The organism is Aquipuribacter aurantiacus (assembly GCF_051216895.1).
Lineage (GTDB): Bacteria > Actinomycetota > Actinomycetes > Actinomycetales > JBBAYJ01 > Aquipuribacter.
On the sequence record NZ_JBPKAO010000006.1, the window covers coordinates 1 to 23,152 of the forward strand.

General features: G+C 75.4%; 24 protein-coding genes. 2 read left to right on the forward strand and 22 right to left on the reverse strand.

Going from position 1 to position 23,152, the window contains the following annotated elements:
* Positions 1-221 precede the first annotated feature (221 nt).
* The 6 genes from tyrS to ACR80Q_RS09750 form a co-directional block, all read right to left on the reverse strand.
* Positions 222-1,496, reverse strand: coding sequence for a tyrosine--tRNA ligase (gene tyrS / locus ACR80Q_RS09725; RefSeq protein ID WP_435377407.1), 1,275 nt, complete (start codon positions 1,494-1,496; stop codon positions 222-224).
* Between the two features lie 129 nt (positions 1,497-1,625).
* Positions 1,626-2,243 (reverse strand): DNA-3-methyladenine glycosylase, encoded by a 618-nt coding sequence (locus ACR80Q_RS09730; protein WP_435377408.1) that lies wholly within the window; start codon positions 2,241-2,243, stop codon positions 1,626-1,628.
* Complete coding sequence (gene argH, locus ACR80Q_RS09735; protein ID WP_435377409.1) at positions 2,240-3,691, reverse strand: argininosuccinate lyase; 1,452 nt, start codon at positions 3,689-3,691, stop codon at positions 2,240-2,242. Before argH ends, ACR80Q_RS09730 begins: the two co-directional genes overlap by 4 nt.
* A 58-nt stretch (positions 3,692-3,749) precedes the next feature.
* Entirely contained in the window at positions 3,750-4,304 is a 555-nt protein-coding gene (locus ACR80Q_RS09740; protein ID WP_435377410.1) for an arginine repressor, read from the reverse strand.
* On the reverse strand, positions 4,301-5,254 hold the full coding sequence (gene argF, locus ACR80Q_RS09745) for an ornithine carbamoyltransferase (RefSeq protein ID WP_435377411.1): 954 nt from the start codon (positions 5,252-5,254) through the stop codon (positions 4,301-4,303). The genes ACR80Q_RS09740 and argF overlap by 4 nt, the downstream gene beginning before the upstream one ends.
* Positions 5,254-6,555, reverse strand: a complete 1,302-nt coding sequence (locus ACR80Q_RS09750; RefSeq protein ID WP_435377412.1) for an acetylornithine transaminase — start codon at positions 6,553-6,555, stop codon at positions 5,254-5,256. Before ACR80Q_RS09750 ends, argF begins: the two co-directional genes overlap by 1 nt.
* 63 nt (positions 6,556-6,618) lie before the next feature.
* On the opposite strand from ACR80Q_RS09750, the gene ACR80Q_RS09755 reads away from it, so the two are divergent.
* Complete coding sequence (locus ACR80Q_RS09755; RefSeq protein ID WP_435377413.1) at positions 6,619-7,659, forward strand: asparaginase; 1,041 nt, start codon at positions 6,619-6,621, stop codon at positions 7,657-7,659.
* Positions 7,660-7,684: 25 nt separating this feature from the next.
* Here the strand turns inward: ACR80Q_RS09755 and ACR80Q_RS09760 are convergent, their stop codons facing one another.
* The 11 genes from ACR80Q_RS09760 to infC all read right to left on the reverse strand — a co-directional run bounded on the left by ACR80Q_RS09760 (position 7,685) and on the right by infC (position 18,412).
* Positions 7,685-7,906, reverse strand: coding sequence for a hypothetical protein (locus ACR80Q_RS09760; protein WP_435377414.1), 222 nt, complete (start codon positions 7,904-7,906; stop codon positions 7,685-7,687).
* A gap of 98 nt (positions 7,907-8,004) precedes the next feature.
* A complete protein-coding gene (gene argB, locus ACR80Q_RS09765) occupies positions 8,005-8,955 on the reverse strand; it encodes an acetylglutamate kinase (RefSeq protein ID WP_435377415.1) in 951 nt (316 codons plus the stop codon).
* The gene (gene argJ, locus ACR80Q_RS09770; protein WP_435377416.1) at positions 8,952-10,199 is read right to left on the reverse strand and encodes a bifunctional glutamate N-acetyltransferase/amino-acid acetyltransferase ArgJ; all 1,248 of its coding nucleotides are present in this window, start codon (positions 10,197-10,199) and stop codon (positions 8,952-8,954) included. The genes argB and argJ overlap by 4 nt, the downstream gene beginning before the upstream one ends.
* Positions 10,196-11,257, reverse strand: coding sequence for an N-acetyl-gamma-glutamyl-phosphate reductase (gene argC / locus ACR80Q_RS09775; protein ID WP_435377417.1), 1,062 nt, complete (start codon positions 11,255-11,257; stop codon positions 10,196-10,198). Before argC ends, argJ begins: the two co-directional genes overlap by 4 nt.
* A gap of 28 nt (positions 11,258-11,285) precedes the next feature.
* Positions 11,286-11,942, reverse strand: coding sequence for a GNAT family N-acetyltransferase (locus ACR80Q_RS09780; RefSeq protein WP_435377418.1), 657 nt, complete (start codon positions 11,940-11,942; stop codon positions 11,286-11,288).
* Between the two features lie 62 nt (positions 11,943-12,004).
* A complete protein-coding gene (gene pheT / locus ACR80Q_RS09785; protein WP_435377419.1) occupies positions 12,005-14,572 on the reverse strand; it encodes a phenylalanine--tRNA ligase subunit beta in 2,568 nt (855 codons plus the stop codon).
* Entirely contained in the window at positions 14,572-15,714 is a 1,143-nt protein-coding gene (gene pheS, locus ACR80Q_RS09790; protein WP_435377420.1) for a phenylalanine--tRNA ligase subunit alpha, read from the reverse strand. The genes pheT and pheS overlap by 1 nt, the downstream gene beginning before the upstream one ends.
* A gap of 61 nt (positions 15,715-15,775) precedes the next feature.
* Complete coding sequence (locus ACR80Q_RS09795) at positions 15,776-16,639, reverse strand: TrmH family RNA methyltransferase (protein WP_435377421.1); 864 nt, start codon at positions 16,637-16,639, stop codon at positions 15,776-15,778.
* A gap of 38 nt (positions 16,640-16,677) precedes the next feature.
* The gene (gene rplT, locus ACR80Q_RS09800) at positions 16,678-17,073 is read right to left on the reverse strand and encodes a 50S ribosomal protein L20 (RefSeq protein WP_435377422.1); all 396 of its coding nucleotides are present in this window, start codon (positions 17,071-17,073) and stop codon (positions 16,678-16,680) included.
* A 59-nt stretch (positions 17,074-17,132) separates the two neighbouring features.
* Positions 17,133-17,327 carry a 50S ribosomal protein L35 gene (gene rpmI, locus ACR80Q_RS09805; RefSeq protein ID WP_380168530.1) on the reverse strand — a complete coding sequence of 65 codons (195 nt, stop codon included), beginning with the start codon at positions 17,325-17,327 and terminating at the stop codon, positions 17,133-17,135.
* A gap of 68 nt (positions 17,328-17,395) precedes the next feature.
* The gene (gene infC / locus ACR80Q_RS09810) at positions 17,396-18,412 is read right to left on the reverse strand and encodes a translation initiation factor IF-3 (protein WP_435377423.1); all 1,017 of its coding nucleotides are present in this window, start codon (positions 18,410-18,412) and stop codon (positions 17,396-17,398) included.
* Between the two features lie 135 nt (positions 18,413-18,547).
* Between infC and ACR80Q_RS09815 the strand changes: the two genes are divergently transcribed.
* The gene (locus ACR80Q_RS09815) at positions 18,548-18,931 is read left to right on the forward strand and encodes a DUF1844 domain-containing protein (protein WP_435377424.1); all 384 of its coding nucleotides are present in this window, start codon (positions 18,548-18,550) and stop codon (positions 18,929-18,931) included.
* Here the strand turns inward: ACR80Q_RS09815 and ACR80Q_RS09820 are convergent.
* From ACR80Q_RS09820 to hisB, 5 genes are all read right to left on the reverse strand, one after another.
* The gene (locus tag ACR80Q_RS09820; protein ID WP_435377425.1) at positions 18,892-20,223 is read right to left on the reverse strand and encodes an MFS transporter; all 1,332 of its coding nucleotides are present in this window, start codon (positions 20,221-20,223) and stop codon (positions 18,892-18,894) included. The two genes, ACR80Q_RS09815 and ACR80Q_RS09820, sit on opposite strands and share 40 nt — an antisense overlap.
* A 147-nt stretch (positions 20,224-20,370) precedes the next feature.
* The gene (gene priA, locus ACR80Q_RS09825) at positions 20,371-21,093 is read right to left on the reverse strand and encodes a bifunctional 1-(5-phosphoribosyl)-5-((5-phosphoribosylamino)methylideneamino)imidazole-4-carboxamide isomerase/phosphoribosylanthranilate isomerase PriA (RefSeq protein WP_435377603.1); all 723 of its coding nucleotides are present in this window, start codon (positions 21,091-21,093) and stop codon (positions 20,371-20,373) included.
* Between the two features lie 68 nt (positions 21,094-21,161).
* Complete coding sequence (locus ACR80Q_RS09830; RefSeq protein ID WP_435377426.1) at positions 21,162-21,536, reverse strand: hypothetical protein; 375 nt, start codon at positions 21,534-21,536, stop codon at positions 21,162-21,164.
* Between the two features lie 61 nt (positions 21,537-21,597).
* Entirely contained in the window at positions 21,598-22,263 is a 666-nt protein-coding gene (gene hisH / locus ACR80Q_RS09835) for an imidazole glycerol phosphate synthase subunit HisH (protein ID WP_435377604.1), read from the reverse strand.
* Positions 22,264-22,469: 206 nt separating this feature from the next.
* Positions 22,470-23,078: an imidazoleglycerol-phosphate dehydratase HisB gene (gene hisB / locus ACR80Q_RS09840; protein ID WP_435377427.1), complete on the reverse strand. Its 609-nt coding sequence runs from the start codon at positions 23,076-23,078 to the stop codon at positions 22,470-22,472.
* Positions 23,079-23,152: the final 74 nt, after the last annotated feature.

Consider the following 23,152-nt stretch of genomic DNA (forward strand, 5'->3'; position numbering starts at 1 on the left):
GAGTTCTCAAGGAGCAGATGCTCACCGTCGGGACCCGCGAAGGTCCGTCTGGGGCTTGTGGCCGCCCGGCTCTGCTCACCTCGCGGTGATCTGGCCTGTGTCGGGGCCGGCCACCTCTCGGTGTTCGGCGCTCCCTGTGGGGCGGCGAAGAGAAAGTTACGTGCGTGCGTCCAGGAGGTCAAATCGGCTGGTCAGAGCCATGATCGTCCCCGTGCCGCCGCTCAGGCGGGCGGCAGGACCGCGGCCAGGGTCTTGCGGCCCCGCCGGAGGACGGCGACCCGCCCGTGCACGAAGTCCTCGGCCGCCAGGACGGCGTCCTCCTCGGAGACCTTGGCGTTGTTGAGGTGCACCGCCCCCTCGCCGATGGACCTGCGCGCCGCCGAGCGGCTCGGGGACAGACCGGTCTCGGTGAGCGCGTCCACCAGGCTCGCCCCGACCGGCAGCGTGGCCCGCGGCAGCTCGGACGCGGCGTCGACCAACGTCCGCTCGTCCACGCCCCTCGGGTCCTCCCCCCCGAACAGCGCCCTGGCCGCGGCCTCCACCGACACCACGACGTCGGGCCCGTGCACCAGCCCCGTCACCTCGGCCGCCAGGCGACGCTGCGCCGCGCGGGCGAACGGCCGCTCGGCCACCTCGACCCCCAGCTGCGCGGTGTCGTCGTCGTCGAGGAACGTGAAGTACCCCAGGTAGCGCATCACGTCCTCGTCGGCGCTGTTCAGCCAGAACTGGTGGAACGCGTACGGGCTCGTCATGCCCGGGTCGAGCCAGACGGCCCCGCCCTCGGACTTGCCGAACTTGGTGCCGTCGGCCTTGGTCACCAGCGGGGTGCCCAGCGCGTGCACGGCCTGCCGCTCGACCCGGTGCAGCAGGTCCACCCCGGCGGTGAGGTTGCCCCACTGGTCCGATCCCCCGGTCTGCAGCCTCACCCCGTGACGGCGGTACAGCTCCAGGAAGTCCGCCGCCTGCAGCAGCTGGTAGCTGAACTCCGTGTAGCTGATCCCGTGCTCGCTGTTGAGGCGCGCGCTGACGGACTCCTTGGCCAGCATCTTGCTGACCCGGAAGTGCTTGCCCACGTCGCGCAGCAGCTCCAGGGCGCTCATGCCCCCCAGCCAGTCCAGGTTGTCGACCATCTGCGCCGCGTTCGGACCGTCGAAGTCCAGGAACGGGGTCAGCTGGTCGCGGATGCGCCCCACCCACTCCTGGACCTGCTCCTGCGGGTGCAGGGTGCGTTCCGACGTGGGCCGGGGGTCGCCGATGAGCCCGGTCGCCCCCCCGACGAGGGCGTACGGCCGGTGACCGTGCAGCTGGAACCGTCGAAGCGTCAGCACCTGGGTGAGGTGCCCGACGTGCAGGCTGGCGGCGGTGGGGTCGAAGCCGCAGTACAGCGACACCGGCCCCTGCGACAGCTCGGCCTGCAGGGCGTCGGCGGGCGTGCTGACGGCCACCAGTCCCCGTCGCTCGAGGTCCTGCCATACCGCGCCGGTGGACGTGCTCACGTGGCTCCTCCGAGGTCGTGCTGCTGGTGGCCCGTCGGCCGGGTCGGGGCGGGCGACCTGGTCGTCGGTGTCGCCCACGGCTGGGCAGCACGGTACGCGGCTGCGACGCCCCGGTGCGTCGACGTGGCCTCAGGCGCGCCGGTAGGCCGACACGGTCGCGTCGCCGGGCAGCCAGAACCGCCACGGGTGCACCTCGGCGTCGCCCCCCACCCCGCTCACCCCGACGCGGCCCCCGCTGCGGGCCCGGTCCTCCCCGCCCCCGTGGAGGGTCAGGGACAGCGGGCCGGCCCCGTCGAGCAGGTCCGTGCCGTCGTGCTCGCGGGTCAGGCCCAGCACGACCGCGAGCCGGGCCGGTCCGCGGGCCAGGTCCACCGCCCGTCGGCACACCCCCCGCCCGCTCGTGCGCCGTCGCCAGGCGACGTCCTCGCCGTCGACCACCTCGCCCGCGCGCAGCAGGACGGCAGAGGCCGTGCCGGGCGGCCCGCAGACGACGTTGACGCAGTGGTGCAGCCCCAGGTGGCGGTACACGTACAGCCGCCCGGCCGGTCCGAACATCACCTCGTTGCGGGCCGTGGGCCCTCGGTAGGCGTGCGAACCGGGGTCGTCGGTGCCCTCGTAGGCCTCGACCTCGCTGATGCGCACGGAGACCCGGGCCCCGCCGACGACGCTGGTGACGACGGCGTCCAGCAGCCGTGGGGCCACCTGGAGGGCCCGGCCGCGCAGCAGGGTGCCTGCCTCCGGGCTCACGCCTGCTGCGGCCCCCGGGCCCAGCGCAGCGCCTCGCCGAGCTGCTCGCGCAGGAGCGCCCGCTGCTCGGTGACCCGCACGGGGGCGGTCCCCCCCACGGCGTCGCGGGACGCGATCGCCCCGGCCACGTCCAGCACGGTCCGCACGTCGGGGCGCAGGTGCGGGCTGATGGCCGTCAGGTCCTCGTCGGACAGCTCGTGCAGCTCGATGCCGCGCTGCTCGCACGTCTGCACGCACGCCCCGGCGACCTCGTGGGCCACCCGGAACGGCACCCCCTCGCGCACCAGCCACTCCGCGACGTCGGTGGCCAGCGAGAAGCCCGCCGGCGCCAGCGACGCCAACCGCTCGGTGTCGAAGCGGAGGGTCGCGACCATGCCGGCCATGGCGGGCAGCACCAGCGCCAGCTGGGCCACGGAGTCGATGACCGGCTCCTTGTCCTCCTGCAGGTCGCGGTTGTAGGCCAGCGGGAGGGCCTTGAGGGTGGCCAGCAGACCCGTGAGGTTGCCGATCAGGCGCCCCGTCTTGCCGCGGGCCAGCTCGGCGATGTCGGGGTTCTTCTTCTGCGGCATGATCGAGCTGCCGGTGGCCCAGGCGTCGTCCAGGCGGGCGAACCCGAACTCGTGGGTGGTCCAGATCACGACCTCCTCGGCCAGGCGGGACACGTCCACCGAGGTCATGGCCAGCACCCAGGCCGCCTCGGCCGCGAGGTCCCGCGACGCGGTCCCGTCGATCGAGTTCTCGACCGGGCGGGAGAACCCGAGCTCGGTGGCCACCAGCGCGGGGTCCAGGCCGAGCGAGGTCCCGGCCAGCGCCCCCGAGCCGTAGGGGCTGGCGTCGGCGCGCGCGTCGAGGTCCTGCATCCGGCCGATGTCGCGCAGCAGCGCCCAGCCGTGGGCCTGCAGGTGGTGGGCCAGCAGGACGGGCTGGGCGTGCTGCAGGTGCGTCCGTCCCGGCATCGGTGCCTCGGGGTGCGCCTCGGCCTGCAGGAGCAGCGCCTCGACCAGCTCGCCCACCTGGCCGGCGACCTGGCGCAGCGCGTCGCGCAGCCACATCCGCAGCAGGGTGGCGACCTGGTCGTTGCGGCTGCGACCGGCTCGCAGCCGCCCACCCAGGTCGGGGCCCAGCCGCTCGATCAGGCCGCGCTCGAGGGCGCTGTGGACGTCCTCGTCGGTGGTCGCCGGGGCGAACGTGCCCTCCGCGACGTCCGCGGCCAGCTCCGCGATCCCGCTCAGCAGCCCGTCCCGCTGCGCGTCGTCCAGCAGCCCGGCCCGGTGCAGCACCAGGGTGTGGGCGGCCGAGGCGCGCAGGTCGTACGGGGCCAGCACCCAGTCGAAGTGGGTGGACACGCTCAGGGCGGCCAGCGCGTCGGACGGCCCGCTCGCGAACCGGCCACCCCACAGGGCGCCTCCCGCGGTCGTGCCGGGGCTGTTCTGGGGGCTGGTGCTCACGCGTGCTCCTGTCGGTGGGGCGGTGCTGGGGGTGGTGCGCGCTCCAGGGGTCAGGGTCTCAGGTGACCGGCTCGGGGCGACCGGGGTCGCTGAGCTCCAGGAACCGTTGCGCGACGGCCGGGCCCCCGTCGGGGTCCCGGGTGATGACCAGCACGGTGTCGTCGCCCGCGATCGTGCCGAGGACGCCGGACACCACGGCGTGGTCGACCGCCGAGGCGAGGAACTGCGCCGCCCCCGGCGGGGTGCGCAGCACGACCAGGTTGGCCGAGGCCTCCGCGCTGACCAGGAGCTCGGCGCAACGTCGCGCCAGACGGGCCCCGAGCACGTCGACGCCGACGTCGGCCACGGGGCTGGCGTCCCCGCCCTCGCCGGGCACGGCGTAGACCAGGGTGCCGTCGCCGTGACGGACCTTGACGGCCCCGACCTCGACCAGGTCCCGGGACAGGGTGGCCTGGGTGACGACGTACCCGGCGGCGGCCAGGCTCTCGCCCAGCTGGGTCTGGGAGCGCACGGCCCGGCGGGTGATGGTGTCCACCACGGCCGCCTGGCGTGCGGCCTTGCTGCGCACCACCGGGCGCTCCTCGCGCCCGGTCGGGGCGGGGCCGGCGCTCACCGCTCGCCCCGGGCGTGCGCGAGCAACCACACCAGCAGCGCCTTCTGGGCGTGCAGCCGGTTCTCCGCCTCGTCCCACACCGCGGAGCCCGGCGCGTCCAGGACCGAGCCCTCGACCTCCTTGCCGCGGTAGGCGGGCAGGCAGTGCAGCACGACCGGGTCCGTCCCGGTCGCGACGAGCGCGGCCTCGGTGATCGCGTAGGGGACGAACGGGGCCTCGCGGTCGAGGGCCTCGTTCTCCTGCCCCATGGACACCCAGGTGTCCGTGGCCAGGACGTCCGCCCCCTCCAGCGCGGCCCGCGGGTCCTCCGTCACGGTGACCGAGCCCCCGGTCACCAGCGCTCGACGCCGGGCGTCGGCCACGACGTCGGGACGCGGCAGGTAGCCCGACGGCCCGGCCAGGCGGACGTGCATGCCGGCCGTCGCGCCGGCCAGCGCGTAGGAGTGGGCCATGTTGTTGGCCGCGTCGCCCAGGTACGTCATGGTCAGCCCGGCGAGCCGTCCGGTCCGCTCGCGGACGGTCTGCAGGTCCGCCAGCAGCTGGCAGGGGTGGAAGTCGTCGGTCAGGGCGTTGACGACGGGCACGGTGGCCACGGCGGCCATCCGCTGGATCCGGTCGTGGGCGCCCGTGCGCCAGGCGACGGCCTCGACCTGGCGCTGCAGGACCCGGGTGGTGTCCTCGACGGGCTCGCCCCGCCCGAGCTGGGACCCGGCGGCGTCGATGACCAACGGGTAGCCACCCAGCTGCGCGACCCCGACGGAGAACGAGATGCGGGTCCGGGTGCTGGGCTTGTCGAACAGCAGCGCGACGGCGCGCGGCCCGTCGAGCGGGCGGCGGGAGAACGGGTCGGCCTTGAGGGCGTCGGCCAGGTCGAGCACCTCGAGGAGCTCGGCCGGATCGAGGTCGTCGTCGCGCAAGAAGTGCCGCGGTGCGGCTGGGGTACGGGTCATCACGAGCCTCCGAGGGCGGGGCCGCTCCGCTGGAGGACCCGGTCGAGGACACCCGGCAGGGCGTCGAGGAAGGTGGTGGCCTGCGCGTCGGTCAGGACCAGGGGCGGGGCGAGCCGGACGGCGTCGGGGGCGACGGCGTTCACGACGAAGCCCGCCTCCAGCAGCTCGGCCACGGCGTCACGGGCCAGCGGTGCGGTCAGCACGAGGGCGAGCAGCAGCCCCTCACCGCGCACGCCCGCGACCAGGGGGTGCCCCAGCCCGCTCATCCCGTCGCGCAGCCGCGCCCCGACGTCGCGGGCACGCTGCAGCAGCCCGTCGCGCTCGATGACGTGGATGGTGGCGAGCGCGGCCGCGGCGGCCACCGGGTTGCCGCCGAACGTCGTGCCGTGCTGACCGACACCGAGCAGCCCGGCCACCTCCGGGCCGTACGCGACGGCCGCACCGATCGGGATGCCGCCGCCGAGGCCCTTGGCCAGGGTGACGACGTCGGGCCGCATGGCGGGGTCGGCGGCGATCGCCTCGCCCAGGTGGTGCGGCTGCTGGTGCGCCAGCCACGTCCCCGTCCGACCGGCCCCGGTCTGCACCTCGTCGAGCACCAGCAGGGCCCCGTGCGCGCGGGTGAGCCGGCGGACAGCGGCCAGGTACCCGGGCGGCGCGGGGCGCACCCCGCCCTCGCCCTGGACCGGTTCCAGCACGACCGCGGCCACCGCGCCCGCACGGGTGTCCGCCAGGGCGGTGGCCATCGCGTCGACGTCGCCGAACGGGACGTGCTCGACCCCGCCGGGCAGGGGCTCGAACGGCTCCCGGTAGGCCGGGGCGTGGGTCAGCGCGAGCGCGCCCATCGTCCGGCCGTGGAACCCGCCCTCGGCGGCCAGGACGCGGGTCCGACCGGTGCGCCGGGTGATCTTGAAGGCGGCCTCGTTGGCCTCGGCGCCGGAGCTGCAGAAGAAGACCCGGCTGCCCTCGGGGGCGTCGCTGGTGCGCAGCAACGTCTCGGCCAGGCCCACCTGGACCGGGGTGACGGCCAGGTTGGACACGTGGCCGAGCGTGGCCAGCTGGGCCGACACGGCCCCGGTCAGCGCGGGGTGCGCGTGACCGAGGGCGTTGGTGGCGATGCCGGCGAGCAGGTCCAGGAGCTGGTTGCCGTCGGCGTCCCACAGCAGGGCGCCCTCGCCCCGCACCAGCACCCGGGCCGGTCGGCCGTAGGTGCCCATGACCGCGGCGGCGTGGCGGTCGAGCCACTCCTGGCCGAGGGGACGGTCGAGCGCGCCGTCCCGGGTCGTCGTCGCCGTCATCTGCATGACTATACATGGATACGCATGGCCGGTTGGCGGGACGGACCTCGGGTGTGGCAGGTTCCGGACGTGCCTGCCGACCTCAGCGACAACCCGTCCGTCCCGCCCGACGCCGCCGCGGTGGTGGCCGCCGGACGACCCGCCGCCGTCACCGTGCGCAGCGGGGTGGTCGAGTGCCTGCACCACGGGGTCGGGGCGGCCGTCCGTCTGCCGGCCGGGGCCGGCGACCACGAGCCCGGTGACGTCGTGGCGCGGCTGGGCGAGGACTCGTGGGTGCTCCTGCCCCGGTCCGCGCTCAAGCTCCTGCACGCCGTCGCGTTCCTCGAGGTCGGCCTGGACGTGGACGACGAGCTGCTGGCGATCGTGTGCGCCAGCCACTCCGGCGAGGCCGGCCACCTGGGCGTGGTCCGGCGGCTGCTGGCCCACGCCGGGTTGTCGGTCGAGGACCTGCGGGGCACCCCCGACCTGCCGCTGGACGCCGAGGCGGCGTTCGCCTGGCGGGCCGGGGGCGGCACGGCGTGCGCGCTCACCCAGAACTGCTCGGGCAACCACGCGGGGATGCTGGCCGCGTCGGTCGCGGCCGGGTGGGAGCCCGCGGGCTACACCGCTGCCGACCACCCGGTGCAGCGGGCGATCGCGGCGACCACGGCGCGCCTGGCCGGTGGGGTGTCACCGGTCGTGGCGGTGGACGGCTGCGGGGCGCCGGCCTTCGGCACGACGGTGGCGGGGCTGGCCCGGGCCTACGCGGCGATCGCCGGCGCCCCGACCGGCACGCCCGAGGCCCGGGTCCGCGACGCCGTGCTGGCCCACCCGTGGCTGGTCGGCGGGACGGGACGACGGAACACCGTCCTGATGGGGGCCCTGCCCGGGGTCGCGGTCAAGGACGGCGCCGACGGCGTGATCGCGGCGGGCTGGGCCGGCTCCGACGGTTCCGGGGTCGGCGTGGCGGTCAAGGTGCTCGACGGCGCCGACCGGGCGCGCGGGGTGCTGCTGGGCGAGGGGATGCGACGGGCGGGGCTGGACGTGCCGACCTCGACACCGGGCGTCACGGACCCGGTGCTGGGCCACGGCGAGCCCGTCGGCGCGGTCGTCGCGCTGCCCTGGGGCTGACGGGACGTCTCGCCTCCCCGGCGCCTCAGCAGAAGGGGCAGGAGTGCGGGGCACCCAGGACCACGACGACCACCGGGACCAGCACCGACAGCCGTCGCCGGCGGTTCAGCCAGCCCAGGAACCGGCCCTGCCAGCCCTCGGCCGGCCCGAGGTCCGGACCGCCACGCGGAGGCGAGGTCGTGCCGCACGTCGGCGCCGGACCACCGGTCGGGCTGGCGGTGGCCGCGGGGCTGGTCGGGCTGCTCATGAGCGGCAGGGTACGACGTCCACCCGAGCACCCGACGCGGCAGGGCGACGGTGCGACCAGGCGGTGCACCTCAGGAGGAGCACCTCAGGAGGAGCACCTCAGGAGGTGACCATCGTCCCGGCGCCGGCGTCGGTGAACACCTCGACCAGCAGGCTGTGCGGGCGCCGGCCGTCGATGACGTAGGCGGCGGGCACGCCGCCCCGGACGGCCTCGAGGCAGCCCGCCATCTTGGGGACCATGCCGCTCTGCAGCCGCGGCAGCATCTGCTCCAGGTCGTCGGCGCTCACCTGCGACAGCAGGCTGGCGCGGTCCGGCCAGTCCGCGTAGAGGCCCTCGACGTCGGTGAGCACGACGAACCGGGTGGCCCGCAGGGCGACGGCGAGCGCGGCCGCCGCGGAGTCGGCGTTGACGTTGAGCACCTGCCCCGTGGGCCGACCGGCCGCGTCGACCTCGGGGGCGACGCTGGACACCACCGGCACCCGGCCCGCGTCCAGCAGGTCCGTGACCGCGCTCGTGTCGACCCCGACGACGTCACCGACGAGCCCGATGTCGACCTCGCTGGTCGAGCCGTCCTCGGCCGTGACGGTGGCCGTCCGCCGACGGGCGGTGAGCAGGCCGGCGTCCTCGCCCGACATCCCGACGGCGTAGGGGCCGTGGGCGTTGACGAGGCCGACCAGCTCGCGCCCGACGGAGCCGGTGAGGACCATCCGGACGACGTCCATCGCCTCGCGGGTGGTGACCCGGTAGCCGCCGCGGAACTCGCTGGCGATGCCCATCCGGTCGAGCATGGTGCTGATCTGCGGCCCGCCGCCGTGCACCACGACGGGTCGCAGCCCGGCCAGGCGCAGGAACAGGATGTCCGCGGCGAACGCGGCCTTCAGCTCGTCGTCGACCATGGCGTTGCCGCCGTACTTCACCACCACCAGGGCACCCTGGAGCTGCTCCAGCCAGGGCAGGGCCTCGACCAGGACCGCGGCCTTGGCGCCGGCCGCCTCGAGCTCCTCGGCCCGGCGGGCGGTGGGACCCGGCGGGCGGGGGTGCTCGCTCATGTCGAGTAGGCCGAGTTCTCGTGGACGTAGGCGTGGGTGAGGTCGTTGGTCCACACCGTGGCCCGGGCCGCGCCCGCGTGGAGGTCGACGAGGATCGTCACCTCGCGCCCGGACAGGTCCACGCCGGTGCGGTCCTCCCCCGGCCCACCGGCGCGGCACACCTGGACGCCGTTGACGGAGACGTCGACCGCGAGCGGGTCGAAGGCGGCCCCGGTGGTGCCCACGGCGGCCAGGATGCGACCCCAGTTGGGGTCGCGGCCGAAGATGGCGGTCTTGACCAGGGCGCTGCGGGCGATGGCCCGCCCGACCTCGACGCCGTCGTCGTCGGTCGCCGCGCCCACCACCCGGATGGCCACGTCGTGCTCCGCGCCCTCGGCGTCGGACAGCAGCTGCATGGCCAGGTCGTGGCACAGCTCGGTGAGCACGGTGGTGAACGTGGCCTCGTCCGGGACGACGCCACCGGCCCCGGACGCCATCAGGGTGACGGTGTCGTTGGTCGACATGCAGCCGTCGGAGTCCAGCCGGTCGAAGGTCACCCGGGTCGCCGCCCGCAGCGCCCGGTCGAGCGTGGCGGCGTCGAGCACGGCGTCGGTGGTCAGGTGGACGAGCATCGTGGCCAGGCCCGGCGCGAGCATGCCCGCGCCCTTGGCCATCCCGGCCACGGTCCAGCCGTCGGCGGTGCGGACCGCCTGCTTGGCCCGGGTGTCGGTCGTCATGACGGCCTGCGCCGCGGCGAGGGCGTGGGCGTCGTCGTCGCCCAGGTCGGCGGCGGCGGCGGTCATCCCGGCCAGGACGGTGGCGGTGTCGAGCGGGACGCCGATGATGCCCGTGGAGCAGACGACGACGTCCCCGCCGCCGACCTCGCGCCCGGCGGTGCCGAGCAGCTGCGCGACGTGCTCGGCGGTGCGGTGGGTGACGAGGAACCCGTCGGGCCCGGTGTAGCAGTTGGCGTTGCCGGCGTTGATCGCCACGGCGCGGGCACTGCCGCTGCGGACGACCTGCTCGCTCCACAGCACCGGGTGCGCGCGGGCACGGTTGGACGTGAAGACCGCGGCCACGGCGTCGAGCGGGCCGTCGTTGACCAGCAGGGCGATGTCCGGGCGGCCGGACGGCTTGAGCCCGGCCGTGGCGGCGCCGGCCCGGAAGCCGGCCGGGGCGGTGACACCGGTTCGCCCCGCGTCGCGCGGGCCGTCGCTGACGCGCGGGTCGCCCGCACCGCGGCTGCCGCTCGGGTCAGCGGTCACGGTGCGAGCCCCGTGGTGGGCAGGCCCAGGGTCTCGGGCAGCCCCAGCGCGAGGTTGGTGGCCTGGACCGCGGCGCCGGCGGTGCCCTTGGTCAGGTTGTCGACCGCGGCGACGACGACGGCGCGGCCGCAGCGGTGGTCGAGGGTGACCTGCAGGTGCACGGTGTTGGCTCCCAGGGTGTCGGCCGTCCGGGGCCAGCGGCCCTCGGGCAGCAGGTGGACGAACGGTTCTGCGGCGTAGGTCGAGGCCCACGCCTCGCGCAGCTGCCCGGCGGTGGTGCCGGGCACGACCCGGGCGGTGCAGGTGGCGAGGATGCCGCGCGGCATGGGGGCCAGGGTGGGCGTGAAGGACACCGTCACGGGTGCCCCCGCGGCCAGGGTCAGGTTCTGCTCGATCTCCGGCGTGTGCCGGTGGCCGCCGCCGACGCCGTAGGGGGTCATCGAGCCCATCACCTCGCTGCCGGCCAGGTGCGCCTTGGCCGCCCGACCGGCGCCGCTGGTGCCCGAGGCCGCGACCACGACGACGTCGTCGGGTTCCAGCACACCCTCGGCCAGGCCCGGCGCGAGCGCCAGCGACACGGCCGTGGGGTAGCAGCCCGGCACGGCCAGGCGGGCCGGGGCGTGCGGGTCCAGGCCCGGCAGCCGGTGCCGCTGGCGGCTGCCGCCGGCCAGCACGAGCTCCGGCAGGGCGTAGGGCCAGGCGCCCGCGTGCGCGCCGCCGTAGAACTCCCGCCAGGCCGCGGGGTCGGTGAGGCGGTGGTCGGCGGCGACGTCGACCACGAGCACGTCCGGGCCGAGCTCGGCGGCGACGGCAGCGCTGTGGCCATGGGGCAGGGCCAGCGCGACCACGTCGTGGCCGGCCAGGGTCGAGGCGTCCGTCGGCTGCAGCACGGTCTCGGCCAGCGCCGGCAGCTGCGGGTGGTGCTCGCCCAGCACCGTCCCGGCGCTGGCGGCCGCCGTCAGCGCGCCGACCTCGAGCTCGGGGTGGCCCAGCAGCAGCCGGAGGAGCTCCCCGCCCGCGTACCCGCTCGCCCCGGCCACCGCCACGCTATACGTCACAGTGCATGACCATACACAGGGTGGGGCCTCAGCCGGCTCCCAGCAGGGCGCGGCCCTGGTCGGTGAGACCGTCGACGGCGACCTGGGGGTGGCCTTGGTCGCGCCACCGCTCGGCAGTCATCCGGAAGCGGCGGCCCTCCCTGCGCTGCCCCCGGACCACCTCGACCGTGTCGCCGTCGTCCAGGTAGCCGGCCTTGTGCGACACCCGGGCGCTGGCCCGGTTGTCCTTGTACGCGGACGTCACGGCCGAACCGGCCCGCAGGTGGTCGAAGGCCAGCGACAGCACCGCCAGCCGCATCAGGCTCCCGGTGCCCCTCCCCTGGTGGGCCTGGCCGAGCCACGAGCCGGTGGACACCTCACGGGTGACGGCGAACCGGGTCGACTGCAGGTCCTGGCGCCCGACGACGACCCCGTCGCGCAGCACGGCGAAGGAGAGGTCCCACTGCTCGGCCGTCAGGGCCGCCCGTGTCCTCCAGACGTGCTGGGCGACGCTGCGGCCGCGCTCGAGGTCACCGACGTCGGCCCAGTCGCCGAGCGGCTGCCAGGACGGGTCGTGGATGCCCTCCGCCGCCACCGTGGCCAGCGCCGGGAGCAGGTCGTCGTCGACGTAGCGCAGCTCGACGCCGTCCCCGGCCCGCAGCGTGAGCCCGAAGAACGGGTGCAGGTCGTCCCAGCCGAGCGTCATGGCGCTGCCCCCTCCCGGTCGGTGACCGCACCCGTCCACGTGTCGCACGCCACCGTCCGGCCTCAGGTGCGCAGCGTCGCGCCGACCGCCTCGGCGGCCCGCAGGGCCCCGGCCCGGGCGGACTGCACCTCCTCCGCGGTCAGCGTCCGGTCGGGGGCGCGGAACCGCAACGCGTAGGCCAGGGACTTCCGGCCGTCACCGACCTGGGTCCCGGTGTAGACGTCGAACAGCCGGATCGACTCGAGCACGTCGCCGGCCCCCATCACCAGCGCCGCCTCGACCGCGCTGGCCGGGACCGATGTCTCCACGACGAGGGCCAGGTCCTCCTTGGCCACGGGCTGGCGCGAGAGGGGCTGCGCCGTGACGACGCCACCGGCCCCGGCGGCGACCACCAGGTCGAGGTCGAGCTCGACGGCACAGGTGCGGGCGGGCAGCCCCAGCCGTGCCAGCACGCGCGGGTGCAGCTCCCCGGCGTGCCCGACGAGGACGGGCTCGCCGAGGGCCCCGGCGACGTGCAGCGCGGCGCAGCGCCCCGGGTGCCACGGCGCGTGCTCGTCCGGGGTGACCGTGAGGGCGGCGCCGGCCGCCGAGGCGACCTGCCGGGCGACGTGCACGACGTCGACCCAGCCGAACGGTCGGCCCGGTCCCTGCCAGCCCGCCGGCTCGGCCTGCCCGGCCAGGACCGCGGCCAGGCGTCGCGGCTGGCGGGGCACGGCGGCGTCGAGCGCGGCCAGCTCGTCGTCGGTGGGCCTCGCGTCGGTCCCGGGGACCCCCGCGGAGGCGGTGCCGGCCGACGGCCGGACCACCAGGCCGACCTCGAAGACCGCCAGGTCGGTCTCGCCGCGCCCCAGGTTGCGCACGGCGGTGTCCAGCAGCGGCGTCAGCAGGTTCGTCCGCATCTCCGGCTGCTCGTCGCTCAGCGGGTTGGCCAGGCGCAGCGCCCGGCGGCGGGCGTCGTCGACCGGCAGCTCGAGGGCGTCGTGGGCCGCCGGGGCCACGAACGGGTAGGACAGCACCTCGACCAGGCCGGTCGAGACGAGGTGCTCGCGGACGCGCCGTACGGTGCGCTGCGCCTCCGTGAGACCGCCTCCGGGCGGCGGGGTCGGGACCCGCTCGGGGATGGCGTCGTAGCCGCGCAGCCGGGCGACCTCCTCGGTGAGCTCGGGCGCACCGGTCAGGTCGGGCCGCCACGACGGCGGGGTGACGGCCAGCCGGTCGCCCGCCGGCACCACGTCGCAGCCGATCTCGCGCAGGGTCTGCACGACCTGGTCGGTGGTGTAGTCGACGCCCACCAGCCGGGCCGGGAACGCCGGGTCGAGGCCGATGGCCTCGGCAGCGACGACCTGGTCGAGGTCCGTCCAGGCCTCGTCCGCCGTCCCGCCGCCGTGCTCCACCAGCAGGCGGACCGCGAGCTCGGCCGCCGCAGGCGCCAGGTTCGGGTCGACGCCGCGCTCGAAGCGCCGGCTCGCCTCACTGGGCAGCCGGTGCCGGCGCGCGGTCCGGCCGACGCTGACGGCGTCGAAGTGCGCGGCCTCGACCAGGACGTCCCGCGTGGCGTCGGTGACCTCGGTGTCGGCACCACCCATGACGCCGGCCAGACCCAGGATGCGGGAGGCGCCCTCGCCGGTCCCGCTGTCGGTGATGAGCAGGTCCTCCGGGTGCAGGGTCCGCTCGACGTCGTCCAGGGTGCGCAACGTCTCGCCCGCACGGGCGCGGCGGACCACGACCTCCCCGGCCAGCAGCCCCAGGTCGTAGGCGTGCAGGGGCTGACCGAGGGCCAGCATCACGTAGTTGGTGACGTCGACGGCGAGGCTGATGGGCCGCATCCCTGCCTGGGTCAGGCGTCGGGTGAGCCAGGCCGGGCTGGCCGCGGTGGGGTCGATGCCGCGCACGGCACGGGCGACGAACCGGTCGGCGCCGGCGCGACCGTGGATCGGGGCGTCGTCCTGCACCCGGACCGGGTAGCCCTCCCCCGTGCTGGGCGTCGGTGCCAGGCCCGCGACGGGGTCCACGAACGGACGGCCGGTGCTGTGGGAGTACTCGCGGGCGACGCCGCGCACGCTCAGGCAGTAGCCGCGGTCCGGCGTCACGTTGACCTCGACGGTCTGCTCGGCCAGGCCCAGCAGGCCCAGCGCGTCCTGGCCGGGAGCCAGCGTCTCGGCGTCGTGCCCGAGGCGGGTCAGCACGATGATGCCGTCGTGGTCCTCGCCCAGGCCGAGCTCGGCGGCCGAGCAGATCATGCCGTCGGAGACGTGGCCGTACGTCTTGCGTGAGGCGATGGCGAACCCGCCGGCCAGGACCGCACCGGGCAGGGAGACGACGACCAGGTCGCCGGGGGCGAAGTTGTGCGCCCCGCAGACGATGCCGCGCGGCCGGCGGGTCGACCCGTCGGTCCCGTCGGGCCCGTGCGGCCCGACGTCGACCGTGCACCAGTTGATGGTCTTGCCGTTCTTCTGCGGCTCGGGCTGCATCGTGAGGACCCGGCCCACGACGACGGGGCCGGAGACGTCACCACCGTGGATGCCCTCCTCCTCCAGGCCCACCCGGACCAGGTCGGCGGCCACCTGCTCGGCGGTGGTTCCGGTGGGGACGTCCACGTGCTCGGCGAGCCACGACATCTGTATGCGCATCAGGCGATCCCTCCGAGCTGACGGGCGAACCGGACGTCGCCCTCGACCATGTCGCGCATGTCGGCGACCCCGTTGCGGAACATCAGGGTCCGTTCCACGCCCATGCCGAACGCGAACCCGGAGTACACGTCCGGGTCCACGCCGCAGGCCACCAGGACGCGGGGGTTGACCATGCCGCAGCCACCCCACTCGATCCAGCCGGTCCCGCCGCAGGTGCGGCAGGCCGGGTCGACGACGCCCGTGCGGGCCGCGCAGACGAAGCACCGCAGGTCGACCTCGGCGCTCGGCTCGGTGAACGGGAAGAACGCCGGGCGCAGCCGCGTGGTGACGGCGTCGCCGAACATCGCCTGGGCGAAGTGGGTCAGCGTGCCCTTGAGGTCGGCCATGGTCAGGCCCTCGTCGACCGCCAGGCCCTCGACCTGGTGGAACACCGGGGTGTGGGTCGCGTCGAGCTCGTCGGTGCGGAACGTGCGGCCGGGCGCGATCACGTAGACCGGGACGCCGCGGGTCAGCAGCGACCGGGCCTGGACGGGCGAGGTGTGGGTGCGCAGGACCAGGTTGGCCTCGGGCGGGTCGACGTAGAAGCTGTCCTGCATCTGCCGGGCCGGGTGGTCGGCGCCGATGTTGAGCGCGTCGAAGTTGAACCACTCGGCCTCGACCTCCGGGCCCTCCGCCACCTCCCAGCCCATGGCCACGAACACGTCGGAGACGCGGTCCATCAGGGCGGTCAGCGGGTGAGCGGCGCCGGGGGCGCGGCGCGCGGTCGGCAGGGTGACGTCGACGGCCTCCTCGGTGAGGATGCGGGCGTCGCGCTCGGCCTCCAGCTCGGCCTGACGCTCGGTGAGCGCGCGGGTGACCTGCCCGCGGGCCTGGCCGACGAGCTTGCCGGCGGCGGCCTTCTCCGCGCCGGGCAGCTGCCCGATGGACCGGTTGGCCAGCGCCAGCGGGGAGCGGTCCCCGGCGTGGGCGAGCCTCACCTGCTTGAGGGCGTCGAGGTCGCCGGCGCTCGCCGCGGCGGCCGAGGCGGCGGCGACGGCACCACCGACGGCCTCCTCGGTGAGCTCGAGCGGGGCGACGGGCTGACCGTCGGCGGGAGCCGTGGTGGGGGCTCCGCTGGGGGCATCGTGAGGCTGGCCGGACACGGTTGCGGAGTCTAGGTGCGGGTCGCCGTCCCGTGCGCCCCGGTATCGGCGGGCGGGGCCGTCAGCGGGCGGGGTCGCGCCGGGCGCGGGCCGAGGCGTACAGGCAGACCGTCGCGGCCATGGCCAGGTTGAGGCTCTCGGCGCGACCGTGGATGGGCACCGACACCGTGGTGTCGGCCAGCGCCGCGTCCTCCACCGGCAGCCCCCACGCCTCGTTGCCGAGGACCCAGGCGTGCGGCCCCACGAGCAGGCCCCGCCCGTCGGCGGCCTGGTCCTGCAGGTCGTCCAGGTCCTGCTGACCGTCCGCAGCCGTGGCGAGGGTGGCGATGCCGGCCTGCCGGCAGGCGGCGACGACCTCGGCCAGCGGCAGACCCGTGACGACCGGGACGTGGAACAGGCTGCCCGCGGTGGAGCGGACGACCTTGGGGCTGTGGACGTCCACCGACTCCGCGGTGAGCACCACGGCGTCGGCCCCGGACGCGTCGGCGGCCCGGACGACGGTCCCCGCGTTGCCCGGGTCGCGGACCCGGGCCAGGACGACCAGGGTGCGCGGGCGGCCGGCCAGCACCTGGGCCAGGTCCACGTCCACCCGGTGGGCGACGGCCAGGACCTGCTGGGGGGTCACCGCGTCGGCCATCACCGCGAGCACCTCGGCGCTGGCCGTCCGCACCTCGACCCCGGCCTCCAGCGCCACGCGCTGGTACGCGGGGTCGGCACCAGGACCGACGTACAGGGTGTCGACGACGACCCCGACCGCGGCCTCGGGGTCGCCCACCGCGGCCAGCAGCTCGGTCACCGGCCCGTGACCCTCGACCAGGAACCGGCCCTGGGCCTGACGCACCGAGCGCCCGGAGAGCCGGGCCACCTTCTTCACCCGCTCGGCGCGGGGGTTGGTGAGCTCCGGCGCCTCCGGGCGCTCGGTCATGTGCGTGATGCCTGAGGTGCTCGTGCGCGACGGACCGCTCAGGCGGCCTTGTCGGCCTTGTCCGCCGGCTTGGCGTTCGCCGGCAGAGCCGCCTTGGCCGCCTCGACCAGGACGGCGAAGGCCGCCTCGTCGTTCACGGCCATCTCGGCGAGCATCCGGCGGTCGACCTCGATGCCGGCCAGGTTGAGACCCTGGATGAACCGGTTGTAGGTGATGCCGTTCGCGCGGGCCGCGGCGTTGATGCGCTGGATCCACAGCCGGCGGAAGTCACCCTTGCGCGCCTTGCGGTCGCGGTAGGAGTACACGCTGGAGTGGAGCAGCTGCTCCTTGGCCTTGCGGTACAGGCGCGAGCGCTGACCGCGGTAGCCGCTGGCCTTCTCGAGGACCTCGCGGCGCTTCTTGTGGGCATTCACTGCCCTCTTCACACGTGCCATGTGGTGCTCCTGCTAGTTCGTGGGGAGGTCGCTGCCGACCCGGACGTGCGAGGGAAGGCTCAGAGACCGAGCAGCTTCTTCGCGTTGCGCGTGTCCGCCTTGGACAGCACCTGGTCGACGTTCAGCTTGCGCTTGCGCCGTGAGCTCTTGTGCTCGAAGAGGTGCTGGTTGTTGGCCTGCTCGCGCATGAGCTTGCCCGACCCAGTCACCTTGATGCGCTTCTTCGCACCGGAGTGCGTCTTCATCTTCGGCACCGTGGTGCTCCTGTCTGTGTCGTGGGCCGCCCTCGCTGGACGGCGGCCCGGTGTCGCAGCCTCAGGTATCAGGCCTGCGGGGCGTCGGTGGTGGCCGTGGTCTCGACCTCGGCCTGCGGGGCCTCGACCTGCGGGGCGTCGGCCTCCGAGGCGTCGGCCTGCGGGGCATCGGCCTGCGGGGCGCCGGCCTGCGGGGCGTCGGGGGTGGCCGTAGTCTCGGCCTCGGCCTGCGGGGCGCCGGCCTGCGGGGCGTCGGGGGTGGCCGTAGTCTCGGCCTCGGCCTGCGGGGCGCCGGCCTGCGGGGCGTCGGGGGTGGCCGTAGTCTCGGCCTCGGCCTGCGGGGCGCCGGCCTGCGGGGCGTCGGCCTGCGGGGCGTCGGGGGCTGAGGTCTGACCCTCGGCCCGGGCGGCGTCCTTCTCGGCCTGCTTCGCGGCCTTGGCCTCGGTCTTGACCTCGGCCTTCTTCTTGTGCGGACCGATGACCATGACCATGTTGCGGCCGTCGACCCGAGGGGTGGACTCCACCGAACCCAGCTCGTCGACGTCCGCGGCGACCCGCTGCAGCAGGCGCAGACCCATCTCGGGCCTGGACTGCTCGCGGCCACGGAACATGATCATGACCTTGACCTTGTCGCCCGCCTTGAGGAACCGGGTCACGTGACCGGTCTTCGTGGCGTAGTCGTGGTCGTCGATCTTGAGCCGGTAGCGGATCTCCTTGAGGACCGTGTTGGCCTGGTTCTTGCGGGCCGCACGCTCCTTCATGGCCGACTCGTACTTGAACTTGCCGAAGTCCATCAGCTTGACGACCGGCGGGCGGGCCTCGGGGGCCACCTCGACCAGGTCGAGCTCGGACTCAGTCGCGAGCTTCATGGCCTGTTCGATGCGGACGATCCCGACCTGCTCGCCGTTCGGGCCGACGAGGCGGACCTCGGGGACACGGATGCGGTCGTTGATACGTGGCTCGGTGATGTGCGTGCTCCTCGGTGAGGGTCTGTGGTCTGTCCGGCGGCCTGTCGACCCGGCGGCTGCCACTGGGGCAAGCACTGGCCGGGTCCGGCGCACAGGGACGACAGCTGTCGCACACATGCTCGGGTGGTCAGACTGTCGTCGTCCCGCCCGTGGACCTGAACCGCGGACACCATGGGTGTCCGGGTGGGAGTGGCCTCCGCTTGCTGCCGACCCGGTTACCCGGGACGGCTGGTCTGCTGTCAGGGTAGCAGGGTGAACCCCGACCCCCTGCCCGAAGTGGCGCGTGACCTGGCCGACGTCCCTGCCGTGGAGGTCATCACCACCGCCGCCGTGCACCTGATGAGCGCCGCTGCGGTCAAGTGCGGTCTGGTGTCGCCCGCGGACCTGGACGGCGCGGTGGGCGAGGACGGCCGGCCGCTGACCCCGGCGGACCTGATGGACCTGGCCGAGGCGCGGAGCCTGATCATCTCCCTCGCGGGCCTGGTGACGGCGGCCGCCCCCGAGATCGGCTCGCAGCACGCGCGGGCCCTGCGGGACGGTCTCCGCTCCCTGCAGCTGGCCTTCCGGGAGGCCTCGGTGGTCCCCGACGAGCCCGGTCAGGGCCCGGGCGAGAAGCTCACCGGCCCGGTGCGCTGAGGCGCCTGCCCCACCGTCGCCCGGTGCCGGCGGACCAGGGTCAGCCCGACCAGCGCCAGCGACCCCGACACGACGGCCACCACCAGGAACGCGCTCCACGGACCGAGCAGGTCCGCGGCCCCACCGGCCAGCGGCGCCCCCATGCTGAACCCGGCCGTGGTGGCCGAGCCGTGCCAGCCCATCGCCTCCCCCCGGTTCTGCTCCCCCACCCGCCGGCTCACGCCGTCGGCGCTGGCGGACAGGGTCGGCGCCACCAGCACGCCCGCGGGCACCACCAGCAGGAACAGCAGGAGCGGGTCGACCGCGAAGACCAGGGGCAGCGTGGCCAACGACAGCCAGGCCAGCAGGACCAGGGGGCTCGAGGCGCCGCGACGCATGGCGCCGTAGACCAGCCCACCCATCCCCGACGCCACGCCCCAGACGGCGAACACCCAGCCGACCAGGTCCACCCGGTCGAGCCCGCGCAGGACGGCGATGACGCCCACCTCGGAGCCCGACAGCACGAACGCCGTGCCGAACGAGCATGCGTACATCGCCGCCAGGCCGGGGCTCATCCAGGCCGGGAGCGGCAGCCGGAGTCGACGCAGTCGGCGGTCGTCGCCCCCGGTCAACCCGGCCGCGACGTCGACCTCGCCGCCGGGCCGGTCCTGGCCCGCCGCCTGCGCCCCGTTGCCGAGCTCGCCCGGCAGGCTCCTGAGCCGCGGGTCGAGGATCGCGAGCAGGACCCCCGCCAGCGCCTCACCGATCCCGATCGCGATCAGCGCGGCCGGGGCGCCGACCTGCAGGACGGCCACGACCACCAGCGGGGGTCCCGCCACGAAGCTGGCCTCGACCAGCACGGAGTCCAGGGCGAACGCCGCCCGGCGTGAGCGGAGCGGCACCACCACGCCGATCGCCTGCCGCAGGACGGTGAACACGGGCACCGCCAGCGCCCCCGCCAGCATCGCGACGGGGATCAGCACCCAGTACGGGCTGAACGCGGCAGCGGTCCACAGCACCGGCATGGCCACGACGCTGGGCACCAGCGCCCGGCGCAGCCCCACCCGGTCCACGAGGCGACCCCGCCACGGGCTGCCGAACGCGATGCCGATGGTGAGCGCGGCCGTCACGAGGCCCGCCTCGAAGTAGCCGCGACCGAGGCCCTCGGTGACGTAGAGCGTGAGCGCCAGCCCGCCGCCGACGTGGGGGACGCGGGCCAGGACCCCGACCAGGTACAGGGCCGTCATGCCGGGGACGGCGAGGACCTCGCGGTAGGCGCCCGGCCCGCGGGACTCGATCTCGGTGCTGCTCACGGGCCCCAGTGTCGGGCACGGGTAGGACGCCCCACGCGCCCGGGAGACCGCACCGTCGAGAACCAGTCCAGTTCTCGTGGGGTGGTGGACGAAGGGCCGCAGCGGACGGTCGTCGAGGAGGGGATGGACCTGGCCCGCCCCTCGGGCTCAGCCGGCGACGGCGAGGGCCTCGGGCAGGGTGAAGGCACCCGCGTAGAGGGCCTTGCCGACGATGGCACCCTCGACGCCGTCACCGACGAGGGCCCGCAGCGCCTGGAGGTCGGCCAGGCTGCTGATGCCGCCGGAGGCCACGACGGGCTTGTCGGTCGCGGCGCACACCTGGCGCAGCAGGTCGACGTTCGGCCCGCGCATGGTGCCGTCCTTGGTCACGTCGGTGACGACGTAGCGGGAGCAGCCGTCGGCGTCCAGGCGGGCCAGGGTCTCCCAGAGGTCGCCCCCCTCCGACGTCCACCCGCGAGCGGCGAGCGTCGTGCCGCGGACGTCCAGGCCCACGGCGATGCGGTCGCCGTGCTCGGCGATGGCGCGCCGGGTCCAGTCCGGGTCCTCCAGGGCCGCGGTGCCCAGGTTGACGCGACGGCAACCTGTCGCCAGGGCCCGAGCCAGGGACTCGTCGTCCCGGATGCCGCCCGACAGCTCGACGGCCACACCGGCGTCGTCCACGGCCCGCACCACCGCGGCCAGCGCCTCGGCGTTGCTGCCGCGTCCGAAGGCGGCGTCCAGGTCGACCAGGTGGATCCACTCGGCGCCGTCGCGCACCCAGGCCAGCGCCGCGTCGAGCGGGTCGCCGTAGGACGTCTCGGAGCCGGCCTCGCCCTGCACCAGGCGCACGGCCTGGCCGTCGGCGACGTCCACCGCGGGCAGCAGCTCCAGGCGCGCGGCGCCGTCGGCGCCTGGGGTGGGCTCGGGGGCGGACGGGGTGGCGGGGGTGGCGGGCGTGGTCACGGACGCCGACGGTAGCCGGTGCGCCGCCCTCGCGCGGAGTCGGTCACCAGCACCCAGAGCACGGGCGAGGCCAGCAGGGTGACCCCCAGCGCCACGAGGCTCGTCCGCACGTCGCCCACCAGCACCCACAGCAGCACGTGGGCCGCCACGACCACCACGACGACGGGCACCCACCGCCGGACGGCGGCGCGCCGGGTGGCCGAGCGCACCCGGGTGGGCTGCAGCCCGAGCGTGCGTCGCAGCGCGCGGGCGCGGGCGTCGCGACGTCGCCGTCGCTCGACGGCCGCCAGCCGGTCGCGTTCGGCCCGCTCCCGGGCCGCGCCCGCCTGCGCCTCGCGGGCCGCGCGCCGCCGGGCCCGGTCCTTGCTCATCTCGGACTCACCTCGGGCACCTCGTGGCCGACCTCGGGAGCCCCGCCGGCTGAGCACGACGTCACGAGCGGAGCGAGTCCACCCAGCCGGCCAGCAGCGCCGCGCCGGCGTCCCCGGACTTCTCGGGGTGGAACTGGGTCGCCGTCAGGGCACCGTTCTCGACCGCGGCGACGAACCGCACCCCGCCGTGCTCCGCGTAGGTCACCAGCGGAGCGGCGATGCGGTCGCTGCCCAGGTCGGCCACGTGCTCGGGGTCGGGCTCCTCGCCCTCGACCGGGCGCTGACCCGGCGCGAGCACGGCGTAGGAGTGCACGAAGTAGAACCGCTCCCCCGCCAGACCGGCGAACAGCCGGCTGCCCTCGGGCACGTCGACGGTGTTCCACCCCATGTGGGGCACCCGCTCGGCCGGCAGCCGGCGCACCGTGCCCGGCCACTGACCCAGCCCCTCGCGGTGCCCGGCACCGGGCTCGGTCGACGCCTCGAACATGACCTGCAGGCCGACGCAGATGCCCAGGACGGGACGACCACCGGCCAGGCGGCGTCCGACCAACACGTCACCGCCCACGGCCCGGACGCCCTCGGTCACCGCGGCGAACGCCCCGACACCGGGGACGACGAGACCGTCGGCGGCCAGCGAGCGCTCGTGGTCGGCCGTCAGCTCGACGTCGGCCCCGGCCCGCTCCAGCGCACGCACGGCGGAGCGCACGTTGCCGGACCCGTGGTCCATCACGACCACGGTGGGCCGACGCGACGAGGCGGCCGCGCCGGTCCCGGGACCGGTGGCGGTGGCCGGGGTGGCGGCGGCCGGGGTGGCGGCGGCCGGGGTGGCGGCGGCCGGGGTGGCGGCGGCCGGGGTGGCGGCGGCCGGGGTGGCGGCGGCCGGGGTGGCGGCGGCCGGGGTGGCGGCGGCCGGGGTGGTGCCGTCGGCCGTGGTCACAGGGCGCCCTTCTCGCTGGGCACACCGCCCACGCGCGGGTCGGGCTCGACCGCGGCGCGGAACGCCCGGGCGAGCGCCTTGAACTGCGCCTCCACCACGTGGTGGGGGTCGCGGCCGGACAGGACGCGGACGTGGATGGCGATGCGGGCGTTGTGGGCCAGCGCCTCCAGGACGTGCCGGGTCAGCGAGCCCACGTAGTGCCCGCCGATGAGCACGTGCTCCTGACCGGCCGGCTCGCCGTCCTGCACGCAGTAGGCGCGGCCGGCCAGGTCGACGGCGGCCATGGCCAGGCACTCGTCCAGCGGCACGGTCGCGTCGCCGAAACGGCGGATGCCCACCTTGTCGCCCAGCGCCTGGTCGAGGGCCTGGCCGAGCACGATGGCGACGTCCTCCACCGTGTGGTGGGCGTCGACGTCGGTGTCGCCGTCGGCGCTGACGTGCAGGTCGACCAGGGAGTGCCGGGAGAACGTCTTGAGCATGTGGTCGAAGAACCGGACACCGGTGGACACGTCGGAGACGCCGGTGCCGTCGAGGTCGACCTCGACCACGACGCGGCTCTCCTTGGTGGCTCGTTCGATGCGCGCGGTCCGGGCAGGCGTACTCAAGGGGGCTCCTGGGTGGGTCTCGTGGGGTGCGGGTCGACGGATGCAGGTCTCGGGTCGAGGTCGCGGCGTGCGTC